General features: G+C 33.8%; 6 protein-coding genes. 3 read left to right on the top strand and 3 right to left on the bottom strand.

Annotated features, from left to right (window positions below):
- Positions 1-689 precede the first annotated feature (689 nt).
- Together F0000_RS20620 and F0000_RS20625 are read right to left on the bottom strand one after the other, a co-directional pair.
- On the bottom strand, positions 690-926 hold the full coding sequence (locus F0000_RS20620) for a CDGSH iron-sulfur domain-containing protein (RefSeq protein WP_149626617.1): 237 nt from the start codon (positions 924-926) through the stop codon (positions 690-692).
- A 71-nt stretch (positions 927-997) separates the two neighbouring features.
- The gene (locus tag F0000_RS20625) at positions 998-2,371 is read right to left on the bottom strand and encodes a DUF3179 domain-containing protein (protein ID WP_149626618.1); all 1,374 of its coding nucleotides are present in this window, start codon (positions 2,369-2,371) and stop codon (positions 998-1,000) included.
- 1,213 nt (positions 2,372-3,584) lie between these two features.
- Between F0000_RS20625 and F0000_RS20630 the strand changes: the two genes are divergently transcribed.
- Entirely contained in the window at positions 3,585-10,316 is a 6,732-nt protein-coding gene (locus F0000_RS20630; RefSeq protein ID WP_149626619.1) for a fibronectin type III domain-containing protein, read from the top strand.
- Between the two features lie 50 nt (positions 10,317-10,366).
- Here F0000_RS20630 and F0000_RS20635 read toward each other — a convergent pair whose 3' ends face one another.
- Entirely contained in the window at positions 10,367-11,011 is a 645-nt protein-coding gene (locus F0000_RS20635) for a hypothetical protein (RefSeq protein ID WP_149626620.1), read from the bottom strand.
- A gap of 102 nt (positions 11,012-11,113) precedes the next feature.
- Here F0000_RS20635 and F0000_RS20640 point away from each other — a divergent pair, with 102 nt between their 5' ends.
- Both F0000_RS20640 and F0000_RS20645 read left to right on the top strand, forming a co-directional pair.
- Entirely contained in the window at positions 11,114-12,445 is a 1,332-nt protein-coding gene (locus tag F0000_RS20640) for an aspartate kinase (protein WP_149626621.1), read from the top strand.
- A gap of 396 nt (positions 12,446-12,841) precedes the next feature.
- Entirely contained in the window at positions 12,842-14,380 is a 1,539-nt protein-coding gene (locus F0000_RS20645; RefSeq protein WP_149626622.1) for a YifB family Mg chelatase-like AAA ATPase, read from the top strand.
- Positions 14,381-14,769: the final 389 nt, after the last annotated feature.

Genomic DNA, 14,769 nt, shown 5'->3' on the forward strand with positions numbered 1-14,769 from the left:
GATGAATCAAATTAAAGAATAGCCATAGCTATTGTTTCATTTTATGAAGAAAATATAGTAGAAAAAGAATGTCATTAGATGCGAAATTTTTATTCGTAAATCGTATTAATGAGTATTCCTGCCAATATTACCATAAGCAACTACTCTAGGCGGGTTTTCCTTAGTTAAGATTTTGATATGACCATTAAATTCTATCAGTTGATTATATGAAATAGGACAAATATTTCCACTGTCTTCATAGTGATCATATCCATGTAGAATTGTATTACCAATATTACCATCATAAATTTCTCCTAAAGGGATTGCGATATCGCCATCTTCTAGAGTAGAATTATTATATATATTAGAAGTATAAGGTGTCCCTTCCTGAGTTCCCAGAAGCTGAATATTGACACTGCTCGTAAAAGTGGGGAAAGTATTTAATTTTGTAATGATTACTTATCCAGAAATTCCTGAATTGTCTACTTCGACAAGCCTATACATGTTATATTTTTCTTGATTGTTGTCATCATCTTTTTCACAAGAAATAAAGATGTAAGAGATCATTGATACTGCTAAAATTATTTTTTTCATCGTAACTATATTTTAAGTTTTCCAAAAGACCTTCGTCTTAAAATGATGTTACGGTTTTAGTTTTTTTTTAATTTTATTAAGTCTAGAATACGGAGTTACGAAAACAATATAATATACTATGAATGTGATCCATCACAATAAGGAGGATTGCTAGTCAATTTGCAGGTACATAGATAGGCTTCTTTTGCTTCAGTAACACTAAAAATAGTGGGAGGTGTTCCCTCTGCTGTTTTATGGGTTCCATTACAAAATGGCTGATTATCACTATGACCACACGTACACCAGGCATAATTTTTATCAGCTTCTAATTGACATGCGATAGGTGCATCACCACCTCTTTTATTATTTTCCATAAATATCTTATTTTTTTTCTAAATTATTAAATATAGTGTTAAGATTGATTTTAAATTAATGAAGGATGGTATTACTTTATCAATGTTACGTCAGGGAAAGCAGCTTTGTACCCAAACCAAAAGGCGTTATGAGTTGGTAATCGTGCTATTGATTCTTTAGTTTTACTATTTTCTAATCGATCTTCGTATAGTTGCCAAGTATTTCCTTGTTCATCAATCGCTATAGACTGTCTATTATAAGAAGAGAAGGACGTGTCAGCAGTAAGATAGGCACGATGTGCTCCGCTTTTATCAGTAAAAACGGTAAAAATTTCACGATTGATTTTACCTTTATACATGGGATTTTGTTGTAAGAATTTTGAAGAAATAGCAAGATTCTCCTCTGTTTTATCAGGAATTCTGATCGCTAATATTTCTTGTTTATTCTTTAGTCTTTTATCTTTTTTTGGAACTGTAAACATTAGGTTATCATTAGAAAAATAGTCTTTGTAAGCTACACCTTCCCCATAGTCTCGATTGTGTCCTGTTTTTAGTGATAATACCTTAGTATTTGGATGCAATTCTTTCCATGCTCCCCAGGTCGTGGTAACTACGCTGAGGTATTCTAACTCAATGCCTTTACCCACTAATGGCCCGATGACAGGTTTTCCCCACAGCGTATTCCAAAGGCTCTGTGTTTTTTTATCATACATTAACTTATTAGATCGATATAAGAATCCACTGGTTCCCAGTTGATATTGTACACCATCTTTTTCTGTTTTGTATAAAATGACAGTTCCACATAAGGTACAATATACTCCTGCTACTGGCGTATCGCCCACAGTATCCGTAAACATTTCGTGCCAGGCAAGTATTCTCTTGGGGTATGCTCTCGTATCTCCATTTACAGAAATCCCAAATACAATATCAGAATCATGCAGATACCTTGCCTTTGACACATCTATCATTTCTGGATTTCGCAACGGCGGAATGCCATCTTGCATAACACCACCCCAGCGGACTTCATCTAATCTGATTAAGGATTGTTGTGATCTGGCACTAAAGTATTTAGAAAATCTACTGTCTAATGCCTGATGAAGAATTGCTTTGAACTCATAATAAGATACGGTATAATTAGGATCTTTTTGCCAAAGGTATTCAAACCATTTATTGAAATCATATCCAAAATGTTTTCTGGTTTTTCTATCTAATATATTTAGAATTTTTATGGAGTGGGGAGAGTTGTTCAGAAAATACAAGGTTTCAACAGCTAAAATTTCAAAACTTTCTTTCCAGTTTCCGTTTATATATTTTACTGCTTGTTTATGAATTTTTGGATTTGAAGAAGTAAAGAAATCCAGAAAGTATTCATAATCCTGTTTTGTTATTACAGGGTTTTCTGAATTTTGAGAGATTATACCAGTGCTAGTAGTGATAAGAATAAAAAAGATTACTAAATTTCTCATGCGACTTACTTTTTTTAAGTAAGTCGTATTTGTTAGTCAATCAATACAAGTTTGTTTTTTGTGAGGATTATTATTATCTCAATTAAAAAAGACATCAACTTTTTTTAGAAACTGGTTGTGATCAATCCTTAAATACTCCAGAATAATTTCGCGAAAAACATAGAGAAAACAAAGCCAGGTAATACAAAGCTTTAGTCAACTAGGTATTTATATAGGTTTTACCGACCATACGAACACCTAATTATTAGTGGTTTATTTTGTTCTAATAGAATGTCAGCAATTTTTCGATAATTTTGAATCACATCAATATTCCTATCATCAGACCATACCTGAATTTTGTCCTTATATGTTATTCTAATATTTAGCCAATGGTTATTTTTTTTATACGTTTTAACGTGTTTTTACTATCAAATTTCAAAAAATTAGGTATTATACGATTTATAACTAAAAATTTCGCATATTCATCGTTTCTTTTTCCTTTCTACTTCGTTTAAAAAATAAACCGTAGCTATAGCTATGCTTGATTTTTTTGCCTTGCATAAAGAAAAAATAATTCAATGAATTTATACGAATTTTTTAATCACAAATCGTATTAGTTAGTTACGTTTTGAATGTTTACGTTTTTATTATTAGAGATGATTCCTTCCTCTATTTTTTTGAAGTAGTGAGTTGTAGATATCACCTTTTTTATTAAAGGATCGCGATTTGAATGCTTCGAAGCTTACCCCGATGTAGTTTATATGTTAAAAAAGGGGTATTTTCCCTGTTTTTAAAAAGTTGTTAATCAAATAAATATGAATATTTTTGTTTTTTAATTGATTGATATATAATGTTTTGAATATTTTTTTAAAAAAAGAAAGATTTACAGGTAACATTTATATCATTATAGACATTATTATATAGAATTACAGATCATTACCTATGGTTAATAAGGAAGTATACTAGTATATACCTCTATTATGAACTGTAATTCATTACCCCCTTACAACTTTGATTATTTTTTTGAATATGGATGATATTAAGTAGTATATCACTATAAGTACTGCTATGAAAATCATTTTTTTATTAAAATAAAAGATGCGTTGGGGACGGTTTTTAAAATAACATAATATTTCTGAAGGTATTATAAGGTGAGCAAAAACAAATAAAAGCCTTACATATCTGATGAATACTTAATAATTGAAATTCAGTTCATTTTAAAATTAGAGTATCTATGAGTAAAATTACTTTTACATTGTTTATTGGTATATTTTTTATATCGATGCTATCTTCTTCATTGTTAGCGCAAGATATTTGGTGGCAAACTTCCGTAAATCAATACGCCAAGCATGAGGTTGGTATCGAAGGAGAATATTTAACTTTTGATATACATAAAGAAGTTTTAGAAACTGTTCTTAACGATGTTTCAAACAGGTTTGTTGATAAAAAAGGGCAGCACATTATACACTTTCCTACTGAAAATAACAGCGTAAAGAGCTTTGTAGTAAGGAAAACAGACGTTTTACATCCTGATTTAGCCTTAAAATATAAAGAGATCGAAACTTTTGTAGGTTTTGCTGTTAATGATCCAACAGAAACCATACGATTTAGTTATTGTAGTAAGGTAGGCTTACAAGCAAGTATTATAAAACCCGGCAGTGCTACTATGATTATAGAACCTACTGCCAATTTTTCACATATTCTATACGACTCTAAGGCAGAAGTATCTCCATCAGCTTTTGAGTGTCAAATGGAAGAAGTCTCTAGAAAAATATATTCTCAAGCTTCTCATCACAACAAGAACGCTAATGATGGTAATTTGAGAAGATATCGCCTGGCACTTTCTGTTAGTGGAGATTATTCTCAATATTTTTTGGATGGATCAGAAGCAGATGACCTGGAGAGAAAGACGAAGGTTATGGCAGCCATGGTTTCTACAATCAATAGAGTGAATGGTATCTTTGAAAGAGATTTGGGAGTAACCATGCAGATTATTCCAGAAAGTGATACTGTATTGTTTTTAGACCCTTTGTCAGACCCATACTCTACAGGAGGAGGTTTGAATAGTGAGTTGCAAAATACACTTGATACCAATATTGGCGGTGCTTTTTATGATGTAGGTCATTTATTTCATAAAGAAAATGCAGTATATGGTAATGCGGGATGTATTGCTTGTGTTTGTACAGATGGTTATAAGGGTAGTGCTTTTACAGTGCATGAACGACCAGATTCTGATAACTTTAATTTAATCGTATCTCATGAATTCGGACATCAGTTTGGGGGATATCATATACAGAGTAGTCGTAATTGCAGGAGTGGTCTTAATAGTGAAGTAGAACCAGGCAGCGGAAGTACAATTATGGGATATGCTAGTATTTGTCCTCCTAATGTTCAGGAAGCACCAGATGACTATTTTAATTATGTAGATATAAGAGATATTGCAATTTGGACAATAGACAATAGTGATTGTGCAGAAATAATATCTACAGGAAATACAGCTCCCGTAGTGAGTGCAGGAAATGATTTTGTGATTCCTAAATCCACACCTTTTGTTCTGGAAGGAAGTGCTACTGATATAGACGGTAATGATAGCTTAACGTATTGTTGGGAACAAAATAATCCAGAAGACCCTGCATCGACAGCTACGCCTCAACCTACCTGGCAGGTAGGCCCTTTGTTCAGATCCCAATTACCGTCTGCTTCGGCTAAAAGATATATGCCAAAATTAGAAGATCTCCTTACAGGTAATCTTACACCAACCTGGGAGGTACTGCCATCTGTGGCACGTACTATGAATTTTGAATTTACCGTGAGAGATAATGTATTAGCCGGTGGACAAACAAATACAGATGCTATGCAAATTACTGTCGATGAGAACTCAGGGCCATTTATGGTAACCTCTCAGAATACAGAAGAAGTATGGAATGTGGGAGAACAAATGACGGTAGAATGGGATGTAGCTAATACAGATCAAACTCCGATAAACAGTCTTACAGTTGATATATTGCTTTCTATTGATGGAGGATATACGTATCCATATATCATCCAGGATGACATTCCTAATGATGGTTCAGAAACTTTTATTTTACCCATTGTAGATCGTTCTACTACTGCAAGATTAATGGTAAGATCCTCTGATAATATATTTTTTGCAATTAATAGCTCAAATTTTACAATACAAGCTTCTGATTATATTATCGATATTTCTGATACCCTAGAAACCGTATGTCAATCTAATGACGCTATAGTTAATTTTGAATATAGTACCGTATTGGATTTTGATGAAGAAGTTATCTTTTCATTACAAGGTTTACCTGTAGTAGCAACAGTGAGTTTTAGTCCTCCCCTTATTTCGGGCTCTCATCCGGAAGCAGTGCCAGTGCAGATAACTATTGCAGGAACAGAAAATCTCTCAACAGGAACATATCCTCTACTAGTAAAAGGAGTTTTAGCTTCTGGTATTGAAAAAACAGTACCCATAATCTTAGAAATATATGACGAAGAAATTCCTGTATCAGACTTAATTTCTCCAATCGATAATGCGCAAGGTTTTTTGATCAATCAATCTTTTGAATGGTCTGCGGATTCAAATACTGAATTTTATGAAATTCAGATAGCCTCAGATATTAATTTTTCTAACATCATAGAATCTGCAGAGATCAGTGAGAATACTTATGTTGCTAATAATCTATTATATAATACTGCCTATTTTTGGAGAGTTAGAAATAAGAATTCTTGTAGTGTGGGCGAGTTCTCAGCTATTCATACTTTTAGCACGCAATGTTCTGATCCGGAAAACTTCGGATTCATAGGTGTTGGGCCGTCTTATATAAATCTTGGATGGACAGATGAGAATTCAACAGAGTGGGAGATAGAGTATGGACTTTCTGGTTTTCAGATTAATAGTGGAACAAAGGTGTTAACAACTACAAACCCATATGAAATAACAGGTTTAGATTCACTGACAAATTATGATTTTTATATCAGATCTACTTGTTCAGAAGGAGGGGAAAGTTCCGTAATAGGGCCGATATCAGTAACTACAACAGAAGATTTTTGTAGTGGTGATCGTTTTTATGACTCTGGTGGGGTTGATGGGAATTATTCAAATAATGAATATATTACAACAGTAATAAGTCCTGATAGTTCTGGAGAAAGAGTACGAGTAATCTTTGATTCTTTTCAGCTGGAGAATGGTTATGATAATCTTTTTTTATACGATGGATTGGATGCATCTGCACCCCTCATAGGAGTTTATAGTGGAAACAGATCACCAGGACAACTTATTTCTACGAATGAATCGGGATCACTTACTTTTGTATTTGTTTCAGATAATATTGTAACAAGTTCAGGGTGGGATGCTCGGGTAATTTGCGAGCCAAAACCTAATTGTGATATCCCTGAAAACTTTGTAGTGGATATTGTAAATGATACAAGTGTCACCTTAGATTGGGATACGGATAACGAGTCTTCTTCCTGGGATCTGGAGTATGGTTTACAAGGGTTTGAAGAAGGCACAGGAACAGTTCTTAATAGTATAGATAGTACCTATACGATCGATGAATTAGATCCTATTACAACATATGATGTCTATATTAAAGGAAATTGTACTGCAGGAGGTTTCAGTGATGTAGTAGGTCCTTTATCTTTTGAGACTTTATGTACAGTTTATTCTGCACCGTTTGTTGAGAGTTTCGAGAATCGAAATATTCCAGAATGTTGGAATGGATCTGGAACAGGTTTCTGGTTTTACAGTCTGTTTGCGAGTTATGATGCTGCCTTAGCTGGAGATCGTAACAATATGAGAAATACAAATTATGCCTGGGTAGATGGTTCATCACCTAGTGGAGCACAACAAATTTCAATATTAACAACTCCTCTGGTTGATATATCGACACTAACAGAGCCTGCAATTCAATTCTCCGTATTCAGTAAGAATACCATTGATCATACATATAACACCTTATTAGTAGATTTTTATGATGGTACAGATTGGAATATAATCACAGAGCTTCAGGAAAATACAGGGGATTGGAGAGATATTGTTGTTGATCTGGAAAATTATACAATCACAGGAGCAATACAGCTTAGGTTTACAGTTACTGAAAATAGTCCTGGAAATTCTGACTATAATGATATTTTGATTGATGAGATTAAAATAGATGAAAAACCATCGTGTCTTAATCCTTATACATTAGAAGTGTCTAATGTACAAAACAGATCAGCTGAGATATCCTGGGGAGTCTCTGGAGATGAAACAATATGGGAATTACAATATGGACTTGAAGGCTTTACTCCATCAACTGCCATTACAGAAATAGCGACATTTAATCCATATGAACTAACAGGGTTGACTCCCAGAACCACCTATGAACTATATATGAGAGCTGTTTGTGGGATAGGAGATTCGAGTGAATTTATTGGGCCAATAACTTTTACAACAGATTGCGATCCGTATCAAACCCCTTTTGAAGAGAATTTTATAAATTTTGGAAGACCACAATGTTGGGATGAAGAAGGGAACTCTAATTGGTCCTATAGTAGTTATTATGATGGGACATTAAATGCAGAAATTCCTGATAGAACAGAAGGTGTTACATCAAGGTATAGCTGGAAACCGAATAATTTTAGTAATATTCAGGATACATCCTATTTAATTAGCCCATGGATCGATATTTCAGCATTATCGATACCATCAGTTCAATTCTCCTTATACAGTAATTTAATTGCAAATGAAAATTACAATACACTTACAGTAGAATTTTTTGATGGTACGGTTTGGAATGAGTTATTAATATTTGAAGAGTCAACACAAGGCTGGAAAGATTTTTACTTTGATATTTCCTCTTATACGATTACAGATCCTATAAAAATAAGGTTTGGGATACTGGATAATCAGAATAGCTCCACTTTTAACTATATACTAATAGATGATATAAAAGTAGGAGAACTACCATCCTGTTTTAATCCAAACTCTCTTTTAGTAGAAGAAGTTAGTACCGATAATATTATTGTAAGCTGGGTAAATGGAGGAGATGAAGATGCCTGGCAACTTCAATATGGAGAGAGTGGTTTTGTACTTGGTGAGGGTGAGATTCTAGATACCGAAAATAATCCCGAAACTATTTCTGACCTTAGTTCAGATACAAGGTATGATGTGTATATAAGATCTAATTGTGATGCTAATGGATTTAGTGATTGGATAGGTCCTGTTTCTTTTAAGACTTCAGCAGATTTTTGCAATGGTGAACGTTTTTATGATTCCGGAGGTGCCGATGGTAATTATTCAAATAATGAAAATGAAACGACTGTTATTGCTCCTCAAAATACAGGAGAACGAGTACGGATAGTATTTCAATCTTTTAGTCTGGAAAGCTGTTGTGATAGGCTTATGGTTTATGACGGACCAGATACGAATGCACCTTTCATTGGTTCTTATTCTAATACTTCTCCGGGAACAATTGTTTCTACTCATGATTCGGGAGCGCTTACTTTTGTTTTTATATCAGATAGTAGTGCTACCAGATTTGGTTGGGAGGCAGAAGTGTTTTGTGAACCGAGACCCAAGTGTCTACCACCAACAGATGTTACAGTTATAGAGGTATTGTCTAGAGAAGCGAGTATGTCCTGGCAGGCTATAGGAGATGATACCAACTGGCAAATAGAATATGAAGTAACTGGTTTTAGTGAAGGAGAAGGAATACTGGTCAACTCATCCGATAATACCTATACCTTAGAGAATTTAGCAGGAGATACTTCATATGATGTATATGTAAGAACCGTTTGTGATGAAGGAGGTCTAAGTGATTCAACTGGACCTATTACTTTTAGAACCTTGATTTCATGTTCGATTCCATCAGGATTTGAGATTGTTACTGCAGAAAGTGAGATGGTTAATTTAGTTTGGGAAATAACTGGAGGTACAGAAATGTCGTGGGAGTTAGAATATGGATTTAATGGATTTACTCAAGGTAATGGAAATGTTAGTCAAGTAGATACTAATGCCGTAGAGATATCAGGTCTGAACCCTACAACCTTCTATGATGTGTATCTAAGAGCTTTTTGCGGAGATGATGATTATAGTCTTTGGGTCGGACCTCTTACGTTTAGAACCTATTGCAATCTGGAACCGGATAATCCTAATGAATATATCCAGAATGGAAGTTTTGAATGTGGAGATCTGGGATCATGGAGGTCTACTGGTCCTGGTATTGATTCAGGTTGCAGAATGAATTTTACAGTATTAGAGAATGCAGATACTGTTTGTTTAATAACCGATATAGCTCCTGCCGAAGGGCAATATGCAGCGTTTACCAGTTTTGAGGGAGAGGCAGGAGATACGTATGTTTTGGAACAAACCATCACACTACCTGCTGATTTGTCATCAGTGGGACAGGTCATGGTTTCTTTCGATTTTAAAGTTGATTATTATATGTTTAACACTCCGACAATAGAACGAACATTGGACGTTGGGCTTTATGATAGTACAGATCATTTAATTGTAGCGATAGATCAGCAATCTTTTGGAGTTGATCCATTAACTGAGCGTATTGATGTTACGATCACCAAAGATATTGCAGATGATATAAGAACCTATGCTGGTCAAAATGTAGTTTTAAGATTTACGGCATTAATTCCAGAGTCATACATGGGGGTCTCAACAGCACTTATAGATAATGTGTCTTTTACTATTGATAATGTTCTTGGTGTAGAAGAAGTGTATGATGATCAAATTTCTATTGTGCCAAACCCAAATACTGGCAAATTTGTAATCAAGAATAGAAGTCAAAAAAACCTGAATGAAGTACATATATTTGACCTTACAGGGAAACTGGTGTATAAAGAAGTTTTGTCTCAATTTGAAACAGAAAAAGAGATACAGCTAGATGCTCCGGAAGCGGGAATGTACCTTGTGAGAATTATTTCAGAAATGGGGACAGAAACAAAAAGAATTATTATCGAATAAAAGTTAAAAAAAATGTTTAAAGCCTGCTTATTTTGTAGTAAGCAGGTTTTTTAATTTTCTTTAATTTCATTCATCAACAAGAAAGCATCGTTAACAAATTCTTTTTCTAAAAAAAGAGTAAAATAATTAGAAGTAGAAATAATTTCAAAAATTGGAATTCCTTCATATGCCAATAATTTAAAAATATAAAAATACAATCCTATCGTTTTTGAACTATCATCAGGTAAGGCAATAGACATAGATGATAAATTATCTGTGATAGAAATACATGTTTCTGCCTTAAAATGATCTTCGACAATTTCTTTTAAAGAAGAAGAAACCAATATGTTACTCTCTTGAAAATTACTGGAATAGGTAAAATATGTCTTGGTTTTATCTTTTACTGTATTTAGTAAATTAGATTGACTGGTAAGAATTGTACTAGAGTTTAAAAAAGCATATTCCGTAATTCCCGATCGAACAACAATATCTCCCAAATTTCCTAAATTCTCAGAATGCTTAATACGTTTAGGATGGTATCTGCGAAGTGCCATTACAATAGATCCTGCTTTTACAGGTTTTCTCATTTCTTTTTCTACCTGAGGTAATAAATCTACAGCAAGAGAGCTAAAGTTGATAATATCTCTGGATAAGGCATCTTCAAGAAAAGGTTGATGCCTTAATATGTTATGTACGCAATCTGTAATAGTTTTCATAATGTTATATATTTAACACATTGTACAAATATATTATTTTTCTATTAAAATATTTATTCTTTATCTATTATTGTTTAATTATGCATTGTAAAAAACAACCTAATGAAGATTTTAAAGTTTGGAGGAACGTCTGTTGGATCGATAGAGAATTTACAAAAAGTAAAGGATATTCTAACTACTGATGGGGAAAAAAAAATAGTTGTATGCTCTGCAATGTCCGGAGTCACTGATCAATTAGTAAATCTGGTAGAATATATTAAGCTAAAAGATGCAGATGCTATCACCAGAAGTTTACATCAGTTAGAGACTAAACATCATAATGTTGTTGACGTTTTAATAAAGGATACATCGATTAGGAATGGGGTTAAAGAGCAGGTATCTTTAACGATAACTGAAATGTTTGAGTTGTCCAACCAGCTACATGTAGAAAATTTGAGTGCTAGAATTGTTACCTATGGCGAAACATTATTGACATACATTTTTTCTAATTTTCTTACTGCTGTTAACGTTCCTAATATATTGCTTAATGCGCAAGACTTTATGCACGTGGATTCTGTTGAAAATCCTAATATAGAGAAGGTCTCTACCAGGTTACAAGAGATTCTTGATAAAGAAGATTCACAACTATATATAACACAAGGATTTGTTTGCAAAGATCACTTAGGACAAATTGATACGCTCAAAAGGGGAGGAAGTGATTACTCGGCAACGATTATAGGAGCTGCAATGAAAGCAGAAGAAGTTCAGATATGGACAGATATTGATGGATTACATAATAATGATCCAAGATATGTAGAGGGAACAAATCCAATAGCTCATCTTACTTATAACGAAGCAGCCGAATTAGCTTATTTTGGAGCCAAAATATTACACCCCCAAACAGTTTCTCCTGTTGTCGATAGTAATATACCAGTATTGCTTAAAAATACGTTTGACCCTGCTGCTTATGGAACTATTATATCTAATAAGACGCATAAGAAAGGACTGAAGGCAATTTCTGCAAAAGATGGTATTACTGCCATAAAGATTAAGTCTAATCGTATGTTAATGGCACATGGATATCTAAGAAGAATTTTTGAAGTATTTGATAATTACCATACTTCAATTGATATGATTACTACGTCAGAGATTGCTATTTCGTTAACTATTGATAATACAAGTCACATAGACGATATACGAAAAGAAATTGAAGGATACGCCGAAGTTACGGTAGAAGATAACCATAGTATTATTTGTATAGTAGGAGAATCAGTCATTAATGATCATAATTCTCATAAGCTTTTTGAGATACTAAATTATATCCCTGTAAGGATGATTTCTTATGGAGGAAGTAATAATAATATATCACTTTTGGTCGAAACAAAAGATAAAATACAAACGCTTAGATTTTTGAATGAAAAACTATTTCTGACACATAAGGAGGCGGTTATTTAATAATGACTATTGACTTATAATTAGCAACAAAATAATAATAATTTCTTAAACCTGAATTCCTATACTTGTATCATAAGTTAGGAATTCTGTTTTTTTGATATAGGGTATTCTTAAAGTGAACTGTTTATATAAAGAACGAACCAACTAAACAATAAATCAGATGCTTAAGAAAATTGTCGAGAAATATCGTCTTGAAATTGTTATACTCGCCTTTTATGTGATACTAGTAATTACTTTTATTAAGCTTTTTTGGAATATTTAGAATCTTGTGTGTCGGTATAAGGAATAGTTTGTAAACCGTATGCTTTAGATCTTAATTTAAAATATACTTGATATTTTACTGCATAGTTTCTTTATTATTAACATAATTCTTTACATTTAAGCAAAATATAGAATATGCTCATTAAAGTCTTTGGGAGCGCCGTTTTTGGTGTTGAGGCTACTACAATCACGGTTGAGGTTAATATAGACAAAGGAATAGGATACCATCTGGTAGGGTTGCCTGATAATGCAATCAAAGAAAGTAGCTATAGAATAGCTGCAGCATTGCAAAATAATGGCTACAAACTTCCTGGTAAAAAGATAACAATTAATATGGCTCCGGCAGATCTTCGTAAAGAAGGATCAGCATATGATTTAACATTAGCCTTAGGCATTTTAGCAGCAAGTTCTCAGATCAAAGGAGATACTATTGGTGAGTATTTGATCATGGGAGAACTTTCTCTTGATGGAAGCTTACAGCCTATAAAAGGAGCATTGCCTATAGCTATCAAAGCGAGAGAAGAAGGTTTTAAAGGGTTTGTCTTACCCAAACAGAATGCCAAAGAAGCTGCAATTGTAGACAATCTCGAAGTTTATGGAGTAGAGAATATCAAAGAGGTTATTGATTTCTTTGATGGTCATACAACATTAGAAAGAACGATCGTAGATACCAGAGAGGAATTTTATAAGGAATTAGATAATCCTGAGTTTGATTTTGCAGATGTAAAAGGACAGGAAAGTATCAAAAGATGTATGGAGATTGCTGCTGCTGGCGGTCATAATATTATATTAGTGGGACCTCCTGGCAGTGGTAAAACTATGCTAAGTAAAAGATTGCCTAGTATTTTACCTCCAATGTCTTTGCAAGAAGCATTAGAAACGACAAAAATACATAGTGTAGTAGGGCGTGTAAAAGACAATGTAGGACTTATGGCACAGCGGCCATTCCGTAGTCCACATCATACTATTTCTAATGTAGCATTAGTAGGTGGTGGTAGTTATCCGCAACCTGGAGAAATTTCACTGTCTCATAATGGAGTCCTATTCCTGGATGAACTTCCCGAATTTAAGAGAGAAGTGCTAGAAGTGATGCGTCAGCCATTAGAAGATAGGGAAGTAACTATTTCCAGAGCTAAGTTTACCGTAACCTATCCATCCAGTTTTATGTTAGTAGCGAGTATGAATCCCAGTCCGGGAGGATATTTTAATGATCCGGATGCTCCGGTAACCTCTTCTCCGGCAGAAATGCAACGATATCTTAGTAAAATTTCTGGACCGTTACTGGATCGTATAGATATTCATATCGAGGTGACTCCTGTGCCTTTTGATAAGTTGAGCGAAGATCGAAGAGGGGAATCCAGTGTAGCGATTAGGAAACGGGTAATAAAAGCAAGAGATATCCAAACAGACAGATTTGTCAAGTTAGAGAAGATTCATTATAATGCTCAGATGGGTGTAAAACAGATACGAGAGTATTGCCAACTTGATGATGCCTCAAAAGAATTATTAAAAACAGCCATGGAGCGCCTCAATCTTTCTGCCAGAGCCTATGACAGAATTCTAAAAGTATCCAGAACCATTGCAGATCTGGAGGGAACCGAAAATATTCAGGGAACCCATATCTCTGAAGCGATACAATATCGAAGCCTTGATCGAGATGGTTGGTTGGGATAGGTGCATTTTAGTCTTAAGTTAAAACTTCCCAATTTTGTAACTTGAGGATAACTTATAAAGGAAAAAGGAATTCTGATCTATACTTGATAGTATTCAGGAAGAAAACCAAAAGTAATAATTACTTCAAAAATCTAAAAGGTTTTAAAAATTTGATAAGAATTCTGTCGAATACAATAATTAAAACTAAACTGTCATAATTGGAGATTACTTAATCTATAGAATACCTCGACGGCTCTGCCTCGGGGATTATTTATTTACGTATAATATAATACTCCCCATTTTTAAGACAGCTACTTAAATTGTAAATTTAATGCTGTACATATGAAAAAATCGAGAAGAAAATTTAGTTCTGCATTCAAGGCAAAGGTTGCTTTGGAGGCTATCAAAGA

Origin of the sequence: Aquimarina sp. RZ0 (assembly GCF_008370685.1) — a bacterium.
Taxonomy (GTDB): Bacteria; Bacteroidota; Bacteroidia; order Flavobacteriales; family Flavobacteriaceae; genus Aquimarina.

Bases quoted from the DNA above. Each gene is read 5' to 3' on its own strand.
- F0000_RS20620 (WP_149626617.1), bottom strand. From the start codon at position 926: ATGGAAAATAATAAAAGAGGTGGTGATGCACCTATCGCATGTCAATTA.
- F0000_RS20625 (WP_149626618.1), bottom strand. From the start codon at position 2,371: ATGAGAAATTTAGTAATCTTTTTTATTCTTATCACTACTAGCACTGGT.
- F0000_RS20630 (WP_149626619.1), top strand. From the start codon at position 3,585: ATGAGTAAAATTACTTTTACATTGTTTATTGGTATATTTTTTATATCG.
- F0000_RS20635 (WP_149626620.1), bottom strand. From the start codon at position 11,011: ATGAAAACTATTACAGATTGCGTACATAACATATTAAGGCATCAACCT.
- F0000_RS20640 (WP_149626621.1), top strand. From the start codon at position 11,114: ATGAAGATTTTAAAGTTTGGAGGAACGTCTGTTGGATCGATAGAGAAT.
- F0000_RS20645 (WP_149626622.1), top strand. From the start codon at position 12,842: ATGCTCATTAAAGTCTTTGGGAGCGCCGTTTTTGGTGTTGAGGCTACT.